Origin of the sequence: Leucothrix arctica, assembly GCF_003172895.1 — a bacterium.
Taxonomy (GTDB): domain Bacteria; phylum Pseudomonadota; class Gammaproteobacteria; order Thiotrichales; family Thiotrichaceae; genus Leucothrix; species Leucothrix arctica.
The window spans coordinates 372716-389249 of sequence record NZ_QGKL01000039.1; the positions used below are offsets into that span (position 1 = coordinate 372716).

Annotated in this window: 16 protein-coding genes and 1 tRNA gene; 7 read left to right on the plus strand and 10 right to left on the minus strand. The window is 44.4% G+C overall.

Features of this window, described 5'->3' with window-relative positions; translation table 11 throughout:
- Nucleotides 1-144 precede the first annotated feature (144 nt).
- The gene (locus DKT75_RS15845; protein WP_245923235.1) at nucleotides 145-582 is read left to right on the plus strand and encodes a type I restriction enzyme endonuclease domain-containing protein; all 438 of its coding nucleotides are present in this window, start codon (nucleotides 145-147) and stop codon (nucleotides 580-582) included.
- Nucleotides 583-725: 143 nt separating this feature from the next.
- Here the strand turns inward: DKT75_RS15845 and DKT75_RS15850 are convergent, their stop codons facing one another.
- Together DKT75_RS15850 and DKT75_RS15855 are read right to left on the minus strand one after the other, a co-directional pair.
- Nucleotides 726-1208 carry an Rrf2 family transcriptional regulator gene (locus DKT75_RS15850; protein ID WP_109824473.1) on the minus strand — a complete coding sequence of 161 codons (483 nt, stop codon included), beginning with the start codon at nucleotides 1206-1208 and terminating at the stop codon, nucleotides 726-728.
- Nucleotides 1209-1557: 349 nt separating this feature from the next.
- A complete protein-coding gene (locus DKT75_RS15855; protein WP_109824475.1) occupies nucleotides 1558-1761 on the minus strand; it encodes a DUF397 domain-containing protein in 204 nt (67 codons plus the stop codon).
- Between the two features lie 348 nt (nucleotides 1762-2109).
- On the opposite strand from DKT75_RS15855, the gene DKT75_RS15860 reads away from it, so the two are divergent.
- The gene (locus DKT75_RS15860) at nucleotides 2110-3297 is read left to right on the plus strand and encodes a TerD family protein (protein WP_109824477.1); all 1188 of its coding nucleotides are present in this window, start codon (nucleotides 2110-2112) and stop codon (nucleotides 3295-3297) included.
- Between the two features lie 199 nt (nucleotides 3298-3496).
- Here DKT75_RS15860 and DKT75_RS15865 read toward each other — a convergent pair.
- Together DKT75_RS15865 and bioA are read right to left on the minus strand one after the other, a co-directional pair.
- Nucleotides 3497-3581: transfer RNA gene (locus tag DKT75_RS15865), tRNA-Leu, on the minus strand.
- Nucleotides 3582-3674: 93 nt separating this feature from the next.
- On the minus strand, nucleotides 3675-4967 hold the full coding sequence (gene bioA / locus DKT75_RS15870) for an adenosylmethionine--8-amino-7-oxononanoate transaminase (RefSeq protein ID WP_109824479.1): 1293 nt from the start codon (nucleotides 4965-4967) through the stop codon (nucleotides 3675-3677).
- 133 nt (nucleotides 4968-5100) lie between these two features.
- Here bioA and DKT75_RS15875 point away from each other — a divergent pair, with 133 nt between their 5' ends.
- Nucleotides 5101-5526: an acyl-CoA thioesterase gene (locus DKT75_RS15875; protein WP_109824481.1), complete on the plus strand. Its 426-nt coding sequence runs from the start codon at nucleotides 5101-5103 to the stop codon at nucleotides 5524-5526.
- Between the two features lie 26 nt (nucleotides 5527-5552).
- A complete protein-coding gene (gene queA, locus DKT75_RS15880; RefSeq protein ID WP_109824483.1) occupies nucleotides 5553-6587 on the plus strand; it encodes a tRNA preQ1(34) S-adenosylmethionine ribosyltransferase-isomerase QueA in 1035 nt (344 codons plus the stop codon).
- A gap of 20 nt (nucleotides 6588-6607) precedes the next feature.
- Here the strand turns inward: queA and lepB are convergent, their stop codons facing one another.
- The 6 genes from lepB to DKT75_RS15910 all read right to left on the minus strand — a co-directional run bounded on the left by lepB (nucleotide 6608) and on the right by DKT75_RS15910 (nucleotide 14207).
- Nucleotides 6608-7300, minus strand: a complete 693-nt coding sequence (lepB, locus tag DKT75_RS15885; protein WP_109824485.1) for a signal peptidase I — start codon at nucleotides 7298-7300, stop codon at nucleotides 6608-6610.
- A gap of 31 nt (nucleotides 7301-7331) precedes the next feature.
- Nucleotides 7332-8915 carry a glutamate--cysteine ligase gene (gene gshA, locus DKT75_RS15890; RefSeq protein ID WP_109824487.1) on the minus strand — a complete coding sequence of 528 codons (1584 nt, stop codon included), beginning with the start codon at nucleotides 8913-8915 and terminating at the stop codon, nucleotides 7332-7334.
- A 96-nt stretch (nucleotides 8916-9011) separates the two neighbouring features.
- Nucleotides 9012-10862: a dihydroxy-acid dehydratase gene (ilvD, locus tag DKT75_RS15895; protein ID WP_109824489.1), complete on the minus strand. Its 1851-nt coding sequence runs from the start codon at nucleotides 10860-10862 to the stop codon at nucleotides 9012-9014.
- A gap of 504 nt (nucleotides 10863-11366) precedes the next feature.
- Nucleotides 11367-12410, minus strand: coding sequence for an FAD:protein FMN transferase (locus DKT75_RS15900; protein WP_109824491.1), 1044 nt, complete (start codon nucleotides 12408-12410; stop codon nucleotides 11367-11369).
- Entirely contained in the window at nucleotides 12382-13335 is a 954-nt protein-coding gene (locus tag DKT75_RS15905; RefSeq protein ID WP_109824494.1) for a type II secretion system protein N, read from the minus strand. Before DKT75_RS15905 ends, DKT75_RS15900 begins: the two co-directional genes overlap by 29 nt.
- Nucleotides 13332-14207 carry a phosphoribosylaminoimidazolesuccinocarboxamide synthase gene (locus DKT75_RS15910; RefSeq protein WP_245923236.1) on the minus strand — a complete coding sequence of 292 codons (876 nt, stop codon included), beginning with the start codon at nucleotides 14205-14207 and terminating at the stop codon, nucleotides 13332-13334. The genes DKT75_RS15905 and DKT75_RS15910 overlap by 4 nt, the downstream gene beginning before the upstream one ends.
- Nucleotides 14208-14293: 86 nt before the next feature.
- Between DKT75_RS15910 and purE the strand changes: the two genes are divergently transcribed.
- Genes purE through DKT75_RS15925 form a run of 3 tightly spaced genes read left to right on the plus strand, consistent with a single transcriptional unit; the run spans nucleotide 14294 to nucleotide 16523 of the window.
- Nucleotides 14294-14785, plus strand: a complete 492-nt coding sequence (gene purE / locus DKT75_RS15915; RefSeq protein ID WP_109824498.1) for a 5-(carboxyamino)imidazole ribonucleotide mutase — start codon at nucleotides 14294-14296, stop codon at nucleotides 14783-14785.
- The gene (locus tag DKT75_RS15920; RefSeq protein ID WP_245923237.1) at nucleotides 14785-15930 is read left to right on the plus strand and encodes a 5-(carboxyamino)imidazole ribonucleotide synthase; all 1146 of its coding nucleotides are present in this window, start codon (nucleotides 14785-14787) and stop codon (nucleotides 15928-15930) included. Before purE ends, DKT75_RS15920 begins: the two co-directional genes overlap by 1 nt.
- Nucleotides 15930-16523: a class I SAM-dependent methyltransferase gene (locus tag DKT75_RS15925; protein ID WP_109824500.1), complete on the plus strand. Its 594-nt coding sequence runs from the start codon at nucleotides 15930-15932 to the stop codon at nucleotides 16521-16523. Before DKT75_RS15920 ends, DKT75_RS15925 begins: the two co-directional genes overlap by 1 nt.
- The last annotated feature ends 11 nt before the right edge of the window (nucleotides 16524-16534 follow it).

The following is a 16534-nucleotide window of genomic DNA, read 5'->3' on the forward strand; positions in this document are numbered from 1 at the left end:
CAAAATGGGTAATATGTGTTTTGGAAGAGCACATATTAATTCGGACAGCTCACTAAGTTAGTGTACTTATAGGCAAGCATTAAATGCTGTCAGGTTAAGTGGTGATTCCTCGTTGTTCAATTTCTGCCTTTGAAGACCGATGTGGTGTCTGAGAAAAAGTACTCTGACCGCATACTAGAAACACTACGCAAGTACCACAACCGAGCGATTGAAACTGCGCAAGTCATTGAAGAAATGATTCAAATGGCTAAGGATATGGCGGCAGATGCTGAGCTTGCGGAGAAGTCGGGGTTAAATACGGATGAGTTGGCGTTCTATCGTGCATTGATTCAAAACGAGAGTGCGGTGAAGGAGTTGGGTGATAATACGCTTAAGGCTTTAGCGACTCATGTGACTGAGCAGCTAAGAAAATCTACAACGGTGGATTGGCAGGTGCGGGATAGTGTGCGAGCTAAGTTGAGAAACTTAGTGCGTCGTGCTTTGCGTAAGTGGAAGTACCCACCAGATGGGGCTGATGAGGCGATTGAGTTGTGTCTTAAGCAGGCTGAGGCGCTGAGTGAGCACTGGAGTGCTGGCGTTTAGCTAAATTGTGCATGTTGTAGCGTTTGCAGATGTGAAACCGTAGAACACAGTGAAGATATAGCGCAAATGAAAATAGCTTTCCCATGAGCTGGAAAGCTATTAGTTATTCGAAGGGTTAGGTGTCGCTTTATAAAGCAATGCCATTAACTAGCCCGGGAGATTGGTAAAAACATAGTGTTTATATAGTTTGAAGCCGAATCCTGAGGCATACGCATATGTCTGATTTTAGGTTCTTTCACAAAGTCAGCGAGCGTTATGTCATTCAAAAACTCATAAAGCTTGAAGCTCAAGTCTTCCCACAACTTGTGAGTTAAGCAACGATCACCACTGCTACAGTCTTCTGCACCCAAGCACTGTGTGCTATCGATGGATACATCTGCTGCTTGCATGATTTGAGCAATCGTAATCTGGTTGATTGGTCTTGCTAGTCGGTATCCGCCACCTGGTCCACGCACACCTTCTACCAAGTCTGCCTTTCTAAGTTTAGAAAAGATCTGCTCTAGGTATGAGAGCGAGATACTTTGATTCTTAGAAATGTCAGCCAAACTCATTGGGCCTGTGCGGTGGTTGATCGCTAGATCCATCATTGCCGTTACTGCGTAACGCCCTTTTGTTGATAATTTCATTCTCGAATACCTCAGTCTATGACTGATTGAAGGTTAAAAATGCTTGGTTTTGGTAATAACCAAGTAACTTACTAGGTATTAATTATATATAACCTACTAACTCAGTCAAGAATATAGGATATTATGTTTTGTTTAGGTGTTAAGTTTATGATTTAAAATGTTTTTAATGGTTTTTTTTCAAACCCTACTTAATGAAGGTTAAGTGTTAGAGAGGTGATCTAGGAGGGATTTGCACTAGTTTGTACGCGGAGAGAGGGAAGGTTGGATCTCAAAAGTGCAGTGGATTTCTTTGAGATAAAAAAAAGCCTACTTATGAAAAGCAGGCTTTCTTCTAACATTCGGTGTTGTCTTACTTCTCTACGCCGATATCAAACTCATTTTGCTTCACGCCTTGAACGAATGCTTGCCACTCTTGCTTTGAAAAGCTAAGCGTTTTGCCTGTCTCTTCTGTGTGACGAACTAGGATATTACCTTCTAGGTCACTTGCTACTTCAACGCAGCATTTATCGGTGCAGCAAAGGCTGGATTTTTTGAAGTCTAAATCTAAACTCATAATCTTTCCCTGTATTTTAAAAGTTAAGTTTTACGTTAATGAAGTCATAATCATATACGAGTAATGATATGTTGTATCATTTTATTTGAATACAGAGATAGAAAGATTAATAAGTGCTCGCCACTTCTTGTTTTGGCATGTAGTACTGGTGAGAAGTTGGAGGATCTTTGTGGTCTCTAAAGACCTAAGGGTAGTATTTAGACCGTGATGATGGAATCTCATGTGAAAACGTTTGCTTATAGTTTAAGGTTCTACTTAGGCTGATAGGGAACAACAAGATGGTTAAAGCAGACGGTCTGAAAGCCATCATTGAACCACTCAAAAATATAACTTAAAAGGTCAGTATATATGGTAACTGAAATACAGAAAGGCGGAAACTGTGCCTTAGAATGCTCTAGTGGGACTATTCTTATTAAACATCCGGCTTCAACAGCAATAGATATAAACCTTACTGCATTTTTACTAGATGATTCAGGCAAAGTAAAAAATGAAAATGATATGGTATTTTTTAATCAACCTAGCGATCCAGCCAAAATCGCACAGTTCAAATTACCTGTAGATGCCCAAGGCATAACAATCCACCAAATTGATTTTTCCCTTAATACATCTACTGATATCACTAAAATCGCCATTACCTTAACTGAAGATAATGGTATTGGTTTTACTGACTTAAACTTAACCGCTGAAATTCATTGTAATGGTAATGTTACTCTACTAACTCCTCAGGAGTTTAGCAGCGAAAAAGGTATTATAGTTGCTGAAATATATAGTCGTAATGGACAAATCAAAGTTCGATCTGTTTGGCAGGGTTTTGCAACTGGACTTGCTGGTTTGTGTGAACGTTATGGTGTCGAAGTAGATGACAAGCCAGAGCCGAAACAAGTAGAAAAAGTCAGTTCCAATATCAGTCTGGAAAAAGTTAGCGGGAAAATAGATTTATCCAAGGGTAAAAAAGCTATTCTCATTGAAAAAACACCCGTGATCACCGCGTCTATTTCTTGGGATAGCAATACCGACTACGATGTATATGCTTTGGTTTATCTCAATAATGGGGAGCAGGTTGATGTTGCTATGTTTGGAGCTGATGGGATACCAAGTTTGCAAAGCTATGATAAAGGGGTAGTGCATCACTGTGGAGATGTTGGCAACGTTAAAAAAGGTTTGTTTCAGCGAAAAAATAATACATGCAAAGAAGAAATAAAAATCCGTCTAAATGACACAATTAAAGCGGTCGTGCCTGTTGCTTATTCAGCCCAGTCTAATGGTACTGGTTCATTTCATAAATATAATGTGTCTATGTTGATTGATAATCATCAAGGTACGGAAGTTAATATTCCTGCAGAAAATGCTAATAAAGATAATAATATTTATACCTGTGTTCCGGGCGTGATTACCAACACGCCAGATGGTGTAGTCATTAAGGCGTTAGAATATTACAGCAAGCCTGGTTCAGAAAATCGACCTAAATTAAAAATGGGCTCAGACGGTATTGTGGATGTATTAATGGACGAGGGGGCAAAGAATGATTATAAATAATGCTTCTACTTGTGTTGGTTCTGAATACCTGACAGCACTGTGAAGTGCTGATTTTTATCTTTTGGTTTAGAGATTACCTAATAAGTTCATTAGGTAATCTTGGGGAGCGGTATTTACGGATAAGTCATTATTTTTAGGCAAAAAAAAGCCCATCAACTAGTGATAGGCTCTTAGGTCGTCACTACGCAGCGACTTAAATTGGTGCCGGGAGGGGGAATCGAACCCCCACTCCGTGAGGAACCGGATTTTGAATCCGGCGCGTCTACCAGTTCCGCCATCCCGGCAAAAGCTATATAAATACAGCTAGTTTTGAGGGACGTATTCTACCTGAATCAAACCATTTGTCATTGGTTTTTTCACCCAATTTGTCATTTTGTTTAGTGCGCATTCATTTCACTCACCACAGTACAGATCGCAGCTGTAAGTTTGCTCAACTCTGTAGGCTCAATAATAAAGGGCGGCATGATATAAACCAGCTTACCAAACGGACGAATCCACACACCCAGCTCAACCAATCGCGGCTGTATCCAAAACGAATCCACAGGTTCTTTCAACTCAACGACGCCAATCGCACCCTTCGTTCGCACATCCGCAACGATTGAAAGCGAACGACAAGGCTCAAGCTCGGCAGTCATTTGCTGTTCAATATTGGAAACGCGTGTTTGCCAGTTAGATGCTAGGAGTAGCTCGATGCTTTTAACTGACACAGCACAAGCAAGCGGGTTAGCCATAAAAGTAGGGCCGTGCATCAACACCCCTTGGCCATCACTCCCAATACCATGGGCTACTTCACGACTCGTTAGCACGGCAGATAGCGTCATATATCCCCCCGTTAACGCTTTGCCCAGTACTAAAATATCCGGTTGAATATCTGCATGTTCGTAAGCAAACATCTTACCCGTGCGGCCAAAGCCAGTCGCGATTTCATCTAAGATAAGCAGTACGTCAAACTCATCACACAGCGCGCGCACCTGACGTAAATACTCAGGATGATAAAAGCGAATGCCACCAGCGTTTTGCACGATAGGCTCAAGGATGACGGCTGCAACTTCGGCATGATGTTGAGTGATCATTGCCTTAAATGAGTTAATATCACTAGGGTTCCAATCATCGCCCGCTTTATGTATCGGTGGCGCTTCTGCAAACAAGTGTTTAACCAGCACACCCGTAAACATATCGTGCATGCCGTTTACAGGGTCGCACACTGACATCGCAGCAAAAGTGTCACCGTGATAGCCACTGCGTACGGTGAGGAGTTTGTGTTTTTCAGAACGGCCTTGAGCTATCCAGTATTGCAACGCCATTTTGATCGAGACTTCGACGCCTACCGAGCCAGAGTCAGCAAAAAACACATGCTGCAAATTGTCTGCGGTCATATCAATGAGTTGCTTGGCTAGGTTCACCGCGGGCGCGTGAGTCAGTCCACCAAACATGATGTGGGACATTTTCCCAAGTTGTTCAGTGGCCGCTGCGTTTAGCGCTGGGTGGTTGTAACCGTGCAGCGCAGTCCACCATGAAGATGTTCCATCAACTAACACTTCACCTGTTTCTAGCGTGATTTCGACGCCGCTTGCGGAGGCAACAGCGTAAGCAGGAATGGGGCGCTGCATGCTGGTATAAGGGTGCCATATATGATCTTTATCATAGGCGATGAGTTGTTCTGGCGTCATGGCATTCCTGCGGGAGCGATTCTGGTTTACAATTGCGCGTTACTCTAGCTGTAATCACGAGTAGCTGCAAATGACAGTCACGGTGATACATGACAAATCGGCCTGAGTTTTTATAACTATATTAGAGAAAGACATGACTGAAACAACAAGGGGTCGCATTACGACTCGTACCATTGCTATGCCTGCTGACACAAATCCTTCTGGGGATATTTTTGGTGGGTGGGTATTATCTCAAATGGATATTGCCGCAGGTATTTGTGCAGGTCAGCGTGCTCAAGCGCGTGTAGTCACGGTCTCATTAGAAGGGATGAGTTTTATTCGTCCTGTAAAAGTCGGTGATATTTTGGGTATTTATACCGAAGTTGATCGCGTAGGACGTTCATCGATGGATATTCACGTAGAGGCATGGGTGCGACGCGGTCGTATCGGCATCCGTGAAAAGGTAACAGAAGGCACGTTTAAATTTGTCGCGGTTGATGACGAAGGTCACTCTATCGCAGTACCGAAAGAAGAAGATTTACCCGCGTATGCACTAGAAGCGCTTCGCTCTACAACGTAAAAAGGCAGTAGATTGTGATTCCAAATATGAAGTTAAGTGATTTTGATTATGAGTTGCCACCGGAGCTAATCGCTCAGCAGGCATTGAGTGATCGTGCCGCGAGCCGTTTGTTAGTGGTTGCTGATGATGGTGAGTGCAAAGACCAAACCTTCCGCGATATCGTGGATTTGATCGAGCCAAACGACCTGCTGGTGTTTAACAATACTAAAGTACTACCGGCGCGTTTATTTGGAGAGAAAGCGACCGGCGGAAAGCTGGAAGTGTTGGTCGAGCGTTTACTCGATGATAATAATCTTCTGGCACATGTTCGCTGTAGTAAGTCGCCTAAGCCGGGTGCTTTCATCCAGCTAGAAGGTGCGTTTGACGCAGAAGTGGTTAGACGCCATGACACGTTGTTTGAATTACGTTTTATCTCTGGTGATGAGCGCAACGCGATTGATCTGCTTGAGCAATATGGCCACATGCCATTGCCACCGTATATTGAACGCGATGATACGCAGGATGACCGTACGCGTTACCAAACTGTGTTCGCAGAAAAGCCAGGTGCGGTTGCTGCGCCAACGGCGGGTTTACACTTTAACGAAGCGTTATTTAAAGCGATTCTCGCGAAAGGCGTGGAAACAGCCGAAGTTACTTTGCATGTAGGAGCTGGAACGTTCCAACCTGTACGTGTAGAAGAGTTGTCAGAGCATGTTATGCATTCTGAGTGGATTGATGTGCCACAGTCTGTGTGTGATGCGGTAGCGGATTGTCGTGCGCGTGGCGGTCGAGTGATTGCGGTCGGGACGACGACGGTTAGAAGTTTAGAAACGGCTGCTCAAAGTGGTGAGTTAAAACCGTTTCAGGGTGATACCAATATCTTCATTACACCGGGGTATCAGTATCAGGTAGTTGATCGTTTGATTACTAACTTCCATTTGCCTAAGTCGACATTGTTGATGCTAGTGTCTGCATTTTCTGGTTATGACACCATGAAAAAAGCATATGCGCATGCGGTGGAGCAGAAGTATCGTTTCTTTAGTTATGGCGATGCGATGTTTCTTAAGCGCAAGTCAGACTGATTGAACGTTGTTTCTAAAGGCTATAAGTACAAGCTACTAAAGAATCGCTTCCAACGAGGCGTATAATCTTCTAGCCACTTTATCGAAATCATAATGCCAAAGGCACGGCCCAATAACTCACTACGAGGGGCTGTGCCGTAAGTGCGAGAGTCTGCACTGTTGTCACGGTTATCACCCATAAAAAAGTAATGATCTTCAGGCACAACAATAGCCACGGTATCGCGGCTAGGGTTGTACTTCGTGTCATCTATTATGATTAGGTGTTCGTCCATGTCTGGCATAGATTCTAATGCGTAGAATCCGTTATCACGATCGGGTGCAACAGCAGGGATGCGAGGATCATCCATCGGCAGTTTTTGGTACGTTGCCATTTTGCCGTTGATGATGATCTGGTCGTTAGTCACTTGAACCTTATCGCCCGGCAAACCAATTAGTCGTTTAATCAAACGCTTGCCTGATTTCTCCGAACTAAACACAATGATGTCACCACGCTCAGGTTCGTTTAAGCGCATTAGCGTGGTATCACTAAACGGCAGCTTCAAGTCATAAGCAATCTTGCTTTCAACAATCACATCGCCTTCTAATATAGTGGGTTTCATTGACCCTGTTGGAACAGGGTGCCAGTCAAAAATAGAGCCACGTACAATGAACAGTGCAAATAGGAATAAAATAAACCCACTGTTGTTTTTGATGACGCTCATAATTTTTGACATGCGTTTATTATTTCCTAAGGGGAGTGACGCCCTATAGTGTTCCGGCGAAGTACTTTTGTAAGAACTCGTCGAAGTTTATTTGTGGTTCTGCTTCTAGTTTTTGTTGTTCTAGTATTGAGTCAGCAGCCTTTTTGGTAAATTTATCCCATGTCGCTTGGTCAAGTTTACGTTCCTTGAAGTAGTCAGCATTTCTTTGTGACTGGTGGCGCGCAAACGCATAGTAATTACCATGCTCATTCATAATACTGTCGAGCACTTTCGCAGAAGGTGTCAGGTCACTATTTTGGAATAGTTCTGTCTGTTCTCCTAATGCTTTTTGATAGCAGGTGTTGGTGTTTGCGTGATCCAGTAGCTTAGCCACAGGTAACATCGCACCCATAAGTTCCTCTCCCCACGCTTTCAAACCAATAGATTTGCCATTGCGCTGTAGTTGTAAGTCTGGCTTACGGCCACTGTGAGCAACAGTACTTTGATTATCATCGATCTCTTTGCGTTCTTCGTCAGTAATCGCAGGGCTGTCTTGCAGTAAGCAGAACAGCATAAAGATTTCGAGATAGAACAACTGTAAATGAGTGATGCCAGCAGGGTGGAAGGCATTAATATCAACCGAGCGTAACTCGACATAGCGCACACCACGATTAAGCAGTGAATCAATCGGCTTTTCAAAGCCTTTCAAAATCTGTTTAGGGCGAACGGTACTGTAATACTCGTTTTCTATTTGCAGAATATTGGTGTTTAGCTGGCGATATTTACCATCGACCTTAACGCCAATTTCTTCATAGCCTGAGTAAGACGTTTCGATCGCATGGCGCAAGCTATCGGTATACGTCTTAACGGAGGTGTAGTCTGCTTTAATACCGACTTTATTTGTTTTGCGGTTAGTGTAACCGATGTCACCCATGCGTAAGGACGTTCCCCACGGTGCGTAACAGGTGTTTGTGTTAAATATTTCTAGTGCATCTGGTACATCATTACCGTCTAAAAACGATTTGCAGATAGCGGGAGAGCAACCAAATAGGTAAGGAATCACCCAACCATATCGTTGAAGGTTTCTAGTCATACCCATGTAACGAGCATTAGAAAACTCCACTGGTTCGCCGCCGTCCTTTTCTATCTCTTTAAAGAATGGCCAGAACTCTTCTGCAACGGAGTGGTTAAAGTGTATGCCTGCAATCACTTGCATCATCTTGCCATAACGCGATGCTAAACCTTGACGGTACACACTCTTCATACGGCCACCATTTGAGGTGCCATAGTCTGCAATTTTGATGTCTGCTTCGCCGTTGATAATACAAGGCATGCTAGACGTCCAGAGTAATTCCTTATCCAATTTTTGGTAAACAAATGACTCAATATCTTGTAAAAAGTCCAAAGACTTATAAGCGGGATTACATGGTGGTGTGATCAACTCAAGTAACGACTCTGAATAGTCCGTCGTGATCACATCATTTTTTAACGCTGAGCCTAATTGCTTAGGGTGAGGGCGTTGAGAGATGTAGCCATCTTCGTCCACACGTAAGCTTTCTTTTTCCAGACCTGTCAGAGATTCTTTTAGCAGCCGCTGAGCATTATTGTCTTCGATATAACGAATACGTTTGTTGAGTAAAGTATACAAAGCGTTGCCTCTAATTGATCTCTGATTTAATGCAAATGCCCTCAGCTTACACTGAGGGCATTATTACCGTCATTCAAGTGAATGAATGGTTGGAAATTATTTTTCTACTTGTGTCACGTCACGAACTGCACCGCGAGATGCAGATGTTGCCATGGCTGCATAAGCACGAAGTGCGGTAGTGATTTTACGTGTACGTACTTCAAGTGGCTTCCAAGCTTGGGTTCCACGTGAATCCATCTCTACGCGACGTGCTGCAAGCTCTTCATCAGAGATGTCTACGTTGATAGTACGGTTCGGGATGTCGATTTTAATCGTATCGCCTTCCTGTACCAAGCCAATTGCGCCACCTTCAGCTGCTTCTGGAGAAGCATGACCGATAGATAGACCAGACGTACCACCTGAGAAACGACCATCAGTGATTAGTGCGCACTCTTTGCCAAGACCTTTTGATTTAAGGTAGCTTGTTGGGTACAGCATTTCCTGCATACCCGGGCCTCCTTTAGGCCCTTCATAACGAATCAATACAACATCACGTGCCACAACTTCGTCAGCAAGAATCGCTGCAACCGCTGAGTTTTGCGACTCAAAGATACGTGCGCGACCGTCAAACTTAAGAATGTGGTCATCAACACCCGCCGTTTTAACAACACAACCATCTAGGGCAATGTTTCCGTAAAGTACTGCTAAACCACCATCTAGTGAGTAAGCGTGCTCGATGTCATGAATACAACCATTCTTAGCATCTAAGTCTAAGTCCCAGCGCTTGTTTTGGCTAAACGCTGTTTGTGTGGGTACGTTACCCGGTGCAGCACTGTAGAACTTACGTACTTCAGGATCATCTGAACGACTGATGTCCCACTTCTCAAGTGCTTCACCCATCGTTGCGCTGTGAACGGTTGGAATGTCTGTGTGGATCAATCCGCCTTTCTCAAGCTCACCCAAGATACGCATCACACCACCGGCACGATGAACATCTTCCATGTGGTAGTCCTGAGTCGCAGGCGCTACCTTACTTAGGTTAGGGACTTTACGAGATAGACGATCGATATCATCCATTGTGAAGTCTACTTCTCCTTCGTGAGCCGCAGCCAGTAGGTGAAGAATGGTGTTTGTAGAACCACCCATAGTGATGTCTAGACTCATAGCATTTTCAAACGCTTTGAAGTTTGCGATGTTACGAGGCAATACTGACTCGTCATCTTCTTCATAATAACGACGTGCCAAGCTAACAATCTCACGACCAGCGCGTAGGAATAGTTCCTTACGATCAGCGTGCGTAGCAAGTAGCGAACCATTACCAGGCAGTGAAAGACCTAGTGCTTCTGTTAGGCAGTTCATTGAGTTAGCAGTGAACATACCTGAGCAAGAACCACAGGTAGGGCATGCTGAACGCTCAATGTTATCGACGTCTTCATCGCTTTGCTTGTCGTCTGCTGCTGACACCATCGCGTCAACTAAGTCTAGCTTGATTACTTTACCTTGGATGACTGCTTTACCAGACTCCATTGGGCCGCCAGATACAAAGATCACAGGAATGTTTAGACGCAGTGCAGCGTTCAACATACCCGGTGTGATTTTGTCACAGTTTGAAATACATACTAATGCGTCAGCACAATGCGCATTACACATGTACTCAACCGCGTCAGAGATAACTTCACGTGAAGGCAGGCTGTAAAGCATACCGTCGTGACCCATCGCGATACCGTCATCAACAGCGATTGTATTAAATTCTTTTGCGACACCACCAGCGGCTTCGATTTCACGTGCAACTAGCTGACCAAGGTCTTTTAGGTGAACATGACCCGGTACAAACTGTGTGAATGAGTTTGAGATAGCAATGATTGGCTTGTCGAAATCGCCATCCTTCATGCCAGTGGCGCGCCACAATGCGCGAGCACCGGCCATGTTGCGGCCGTGTGTAGTGGTGCGGGAACGATATTCAGGCATGGTGGATCTCCAGAGCAAATAATTGTGTGTCAGACATTCTACCCCGACAGAGTCGACTTTTGAATAAGCTTGACGCAACTGAGGCATTTTAAAATTAAGGAGAGAGGGCTTGGCGAGGAAATAATAACAAATGAGGCGCTTGGAAAAGCTAAAAAGCAGGGGTGCTAAGGTGAGGTGATTTGCTACCTAAGTACTCTACATTGGGTTGAGTACTTAGGTTTTATAACGCTTACTTGCGGCTATATCAGCAGTTAAGTAAGGTATTTGTCGAACGAGACTGATCTACTAGTATCACCTTTTTAAGCATAAGCTTTTGTTTCTTTGGTGGGACTCGAGTGCAGCCTTGTAATAAAGAGATAGCGAGTACAGTGACGAGGCATGCTGCTACTTTTGTATTCATTTTACAATCCATGTAATTACCTGACGAATAAACTACAAAATACCACCACCAGGGGAGGCTAACCTAGCAATATCGACCTTGATGATCAGTATTTGAACAAAAAGTTATGGTTTGATATAAGTTGCTGGGGGAAGGTTATCCCAGCTTGTGAAACCCTCTCCACTGCGAGTTATGGTGTAACCCAGTAAGCCATTTTCTTTAATAAACTGCTTACCTTTCTCTTCACCTAGCACCATGATCGCGGTTGCAAAGCCGTCAGCCATCATTGCGCTTTTATGAAGGACAGAGATCGAAGCTAGTTGGTGCGTAATCGGCTTGCCAGTCACAGCGTTAATAGTGTGAGAGTAACGCTTACCGTCACGTTCAAAGTAGTTTCGGTAGCTACCAGACGTCGCTACGCCGATATCTTCAAGCACCAAGCCACGTTCTATCGCTCGTTCTTTAGTACTTGGCTTCTCAATAGCGATTCGCCATAGGCTGCCGTTTATTTTTCGGCCACTTGCACGTATCTCTCCACCAATCTCAACTAAGTAGTCACTAATCCCCGATGCTGCTAGCTCGTCAGCAATCGCATCAACAGCATAGCCTTTCGCTATCGCACTAAGGTTAATACGTAGGACAGGGATAGATTTACGTAACGCGGGTGGGTTTTCACGCACTTCAAGATTTTGGTAGCCCACGGATTTCTTAGCTTCAAAAATTGCGTCATCGCTAGGGTTGTTGTTTTTAAAGTCTTTGCCAAAGCCCCACAAGGTGATCAGCGGGCCAAGCGTAATATCAAACGCACCATCACTTAACTGACTGATGTTTTGTGCGGCTTGAGTGACTTTTAAAAACTCAGGCGAAACAGGAAACCACTCTGTTGACTGTGAGTTATTAAAGTGACTAATCTCAGAGTCTTCAATCCACGTCGACATCTGCTGGTTGATGCGCACCAGTGAGCTATCTATCTTATTTTGCAGTACTTTGCTGTCGAGTGTTTTACCTTCTGCGGGGTAGAGCGTGATGTGATAGCTCGTCCCCATTGTTGGGCCGGTAATTTTGGTGGCTTCAACCGGCTCACTACAACCACTCAGTTGAGTGGTTAGTAGCACTAATGCAGTCAGTGTAAGAAGAGACTTAAAAGGTAGGAGTGAGAATTTGTTCATTGCCGCCGCGAAGTATCGTAATTTCTAAAGAAGGTGAGTCAGCAAATTGCTGAAGAACTGACAGGTTAGAAGGTGATCCATCAATCACAACATCATTTACTTGTTTAATGATGTCTCCATTTCTAAAGCCAAGTTCTCTAAATAACGCTCTATTTTGACTTGGGTATACTCTAAGTCCAGTCACTTGGCCATTTTCCCTTACGAGTGATGGCGTTATAACGGTCGTAATAATCTGAGAGTCTTCCAATAGTGCATCACGTAGCTCAGCTAATGTTTGTAGCTGGTTTGGGTCGTTGCTACCTAGTCTATTGGTTGCTGCACGAGTCGGCCTTGCTTTTCTGGCAGTAGTCGCTCTTGTTGGTGCTGCTTTGGCTGCGCTGCTTGAGCTAGTTAGGCTCGCCTCTGCCAGCTCCAAAAGCTGCTCCGTGCCGTTATTATCGATCACGACTGAGTTGTTATCCACTCGCTTTAAAATAACACCGCTGAGCTCACGCTCTTTATCCATTTCTTTTTTTGGAAGCTCTTCACCGCGTTTGTAAGTCTCTTGCGTTTTACCGTTGAAAGAGATCATTGCAAAACCATTGCCATCCTTATTGGACGCGACTATACCGTGCAACTTGAGGTTTAGGTTTTTTGCGACAGGTGGCGCCACTGTTTTAGGTAGGTCTCGTCTTACGGGAGCTGCCTTAGGCGCTTGCTTTGGAACAGCACCGAACATGTGCTCGTCAGCAATTAATTTGCCGTAGTTTTGCTTGGGCGAACTAATCGCTCTGGGCGCACTTGCAAGGACTGCGGCTTCAGCCGTAGCTGCTGCGGGTGTTAATACCAACCACAGAAGATTGGCTAGGGTTATACCTAGCGCAATCACAAGAAAAAAAGTCAAAAGGCCGGGTACTTTATGTAACCACTTTTGTGCATCATTCATGCAGTAGACTCAGTCAGACGGCTAGCAACTTCCTTGTACTTTTCTGCCGTTTTTTCTAATACTTCCGCGGGCAAATCCGGCCCCGGCGCTTTTTTGTTCCAGTTTAACGTTTCTAAATAATCACGTAAGAACTGCTTGTCGAATGACGGTGGGCTAGTGCCTTCCGCATATTCGTCGGCTGGCCAGAAACGTGATGAGTCAGGTGTTAGGATCTCATCAATAAGAATAAGCTTGTCATTCTCATCAAGACCAAACTCAAATTTTGTGTCAGCAATAATAATACCGCGCGCTAGTGCGTACTCAGCGGCTTCTGTATAAAGCTGCAAACTAGTGTCGCGAACTTGCTTAGCGAGTGCTGGACCAATCTTTTGTTCCATGACGTCATAGCTAATATTCTCATCATGATCCCCAACGTCAGCTTTACTAGCAGGGGTAAAAATAGTCTCTGGTAATTTACTCGCTTGATTTAAACCTGCAGGTAATTTAACGCCACAAACTTCGCCAGTTTCTTGATAATCTTTCCAGCCAGAACCAATTAAGTAACCTCGAACAACCGCTTCAACCGGTAACGGACGTAAACGACGAACCACAATCGCACGACCTTCTAAGTATTCTGCTTCTTCATCAGTTACTGATAACTCGTCAATGTCGATATCTGTTAGGTGGTTTTCAATCACATGAGACAACTTGTCAAACCAAAAATTTGATACCTGCAACAGTACCTTACCTTTGTCTGGAATAGGCTGATCCATGATTACGTCAAACGCCGATAAACGGTCAGTTGTTACGATCAACATGTGCTGCTCATCGATCGCATAGATGTCACGAACTTTACCTTGGGCAATCAGTTCATAGTTCTTTAATTGTTTCATTGGTTGACTCATATATCGTTTACGTAGAGATAATAGAAAACGGTGTTATAATATCAGGTTTTTTGCAGGATATTGGAGTGAATGTTATGTCACAACCTGTGGTAGGTATCGTGATGGGCAGTAGTAGTGACTGGCCAGTGATGTGTAAAGCGGTAGAAATACTAGAATCCTTTGGAATTCCTCATGAATACAAAGTGGTTTCAGCGCATCGTACGCCGGATCTATTGTTTGAATATGCAGAACAAGCGAAGTCTCGTGGACTAAAGGCAATCATTGCCGGCGCGGGCGGTGCAGCACACTTACCAGGTATGCTGGCTGCGAAGACAATTGTCCCTGTTTTAGGCGTTCCTGCGCCATCGAAATATTTGAAAGGTGTTGATTCTTTGCATTCCATCGTTCAAATGCCTAAAGGTATTCCTGTTGCAACGTTTGCAATTGGTGAAGCAGGTGCTGCAAACGCTGCATTATTTGCTATCCAAATGCTGGGTAATAATGACCCTAAGATTGCAGAACAATTAGTAGAATATCGTGAATCACAGCGCCAGCACGCGCTGAATATGAGTTTGCCACCAGAATAATGAACAAAGAAATGATTTTACCGGGCGCAACCATCGGCATGATTGGCGGTGGACAATTGGGGCGCATGTTTACTATCGCTGCGAAATATCTAGGTTACAAAGTCATCGTGCTTGAGCCAGATGAGCATAGTCCTGCAGGTCAAGTAGCGGATACGCAATTCATCGCACCTTATGATGATGCGGATGCCTTAGCGGTATTTGCTGAACAGTGTGATGTGATTACCACCGAATTTGAAAATATTCCTGCCTCTGTGTTAGAGAAGCTTGCTGAAAGTTGCCCTGTGCATCCTTCCGCTGCTGCACTGTCTAAAACACAAGATCGTATTATCGAGAAAGACTTTATTCGGTCATGTGGTTTGTTGCCTGTGCCTTATGGTGTGATTCGCACGCGTTCTGACGTTGCGACGGCGGTTGCTGCGATTGAGTTTCCTGCGATACTCAAAACAGCGCGCTTTGGTTATGACGGTAAAGGTCAAATCACCGTCAATACACCTGAAGAAGCGGTTGAAGGCTACGAGAAAACGCATAAGTCAGCAGACTGTGTATTAGAGCAGCGTGTTGATCTTGCTTGCGAAATCTCAGTAGTACTGGCGCGTAATGTTGACGGTGAAATGCAGGTTTTCCCTGTGTCTGAAAACGTTCATGTAGACGGAATACTATTCCAAAGCATCGTGCCTGCACGCGTTGAAGAAGATATTGCTCGTGCAGCACAGACAGCAGCTAAGCGTTTGGCTGATGAGTTGGGTTATGTGGGTGTATTGGCTGTTGAGTTCTTTGTGACAAAGCAGGGCGCGTTACTGGTTAATGAGATTGCACCGCGTACCCATAACAGTGGTCACTTCACGATAGATGCTTGCGTCACGTCTCAGTTTGAACAGCAAGTACGTACCGTGTGCAACTTGCCATTTGGCTCGACTGAGTTATTGAGTCCTGTCGTGATGACTAACTTGCTAGGTGATGTGTGGGGTGACTCGCAGCCTGATTGGACGAAAGTACTAAGTAGTCCAAAGAGCAAGCTACATTTATATGGTAAAGCAGCTGCACGTCCTGGCCGTAAGATGGGACACTTTTGTACGCTAGCAGAAACAAATGAAGCGGCTGAGCAAGAAGCAAAGCAAATATTTAACGACTTGAGTAAAGCATAATGGCTAGCAATGAAGCTTATTTAAATACACTGCGTAAAGACATCCTGTTCTCTGCGACGCTTGCTGGTAAAGAAATGAAGTTCAGCTCAACGTGGGGGATTTTTTCACCTCGTGAAATTGATGCGGGAACAGAGCTTATTTTACGTTATCTCAAGCCTGCGGAAGATGCGAGCATCTTTGACTTGGGTTGTGGTTATGGCCCTATCGGTTTGACGCTGGCTAAGCTTGCGCCTAAAGGCGATGTGCTGATGGCAGACAAAGACTTTATGGCGGTTGAGTACGCTAACAAAAATGCGACGTTAAATGGCATTACTAATGCTGAGGCGATTTTGTGTAATGGCTTTCAGCACGTTGATAAAGATCGTCGTTTTGACTTAGTGGTATCTAATGTACCTGCGAAAGTCGGTAACGAAATGATGTCGTTGATGCTGCATGATGCGTATCGCCACATGAATCCGGGTGCGAAGATTTACTTGGTGACGGTGAATGGCTTGCGTCAGTATATGAAGCGTAATTTGAAAGAAGTGTTTGGCAATTATAAGAAAGAAAAGCAGGGTGCGGCTTATACGGTTCAGTGGGCTGTTAAAGAGTAAGCTTCTTCGTT

Coding starts and splice junctions, on each gene's coding strand:
- ilvD (WP_109824489.1), bottom strand. CDS start 10,862: ATGCCTGAATATCGTTCCCGCACCACTACACACGGCCGCAACATGGCC.
- DKT75_RS15910 (WP_245923236.1), bottom strand. CDS start 14,207: ATGAAACAATTAAAGAACTATGAACTGATTGCCCAAGGTAAAGTTCGT.
- purE (WP_109824498.1), top strand. CDS start 14,294: ATGTCACAACCTGTGGTAGGTATCGTGATGGGCAGTAGTAGTGACTGG.
- DKT75_RS15900 (WP_109824491.1), bottom strand. CDS start 12,410: ATGAACAAATTCTCACTCCTACCTTTTAAGTCTCTTCTTACACTGACT.
- DKT75_RS15855 (WP_109824475.1), bottom strand. CDS start 1,761: ATGAGTTTAGATTTAGACTTCAAAAAATCCAGCCTTTGCTGCACCGAT.
- DKT75_RS15920 (WP_245923237.1), top strand. CDS start 14,785: ATGAACAAAGAAATGATTTTACCGGGCGCAACCATCGGCATGATTGGC.
- DKT75_RS15850 (WP_109824473.1), bottom strand. CDS start 1,208: ATGAAATTATCAACAAAAGGGCGTTACGCAGTAACGGCAATGATGGAT.
- lepB (WP_109824485.1), bottom strand. CDS start 7,300: ATGTCAAAAATTATGAGCGTCATCAAAAACAACAGTGGGTTTATTTTA.
- DKT75_RS15905 (WP_109824494.1), bottom strand. CDS start 13,335: ATGAATGATGCACAAAAGTGGTTACATAAAGTACCCGGCCTTTTGACT.
- queA (WP_109824483.1), top strand. CDS start 5,553: ATGAAGTTAAGTGATTTTGATTATGAGTTGCCACCGGAGCTAATCGCT.
- DKT75_RS15875 (WP_109824481.1), top strand. CDS start 5,101: ATGACTGAAACAACAAGGGGTCGCATTACGACTCGTACCATTGCTATG.
- DKT75_RS15860 (WP_109824477.1), top strand. CDS start 2,110: ATGGTAACTGAAATACAGAAAGGCGGAAACTGTGCCTTAGAATGCTCT.
- DKT75_RS15925 (WP_109824500.1), top strand. CDS start 15,930: ATGGCTAGCAATGAAGCTTATTTAAATACACTGCGTAAAGACATCCTG.
- bioA (WP_109824479.1), bottom strand. CDS start 4,967: ATGACGCCAGAACAACTCATCGCCTATGATAAAGATCATATATGGCAC.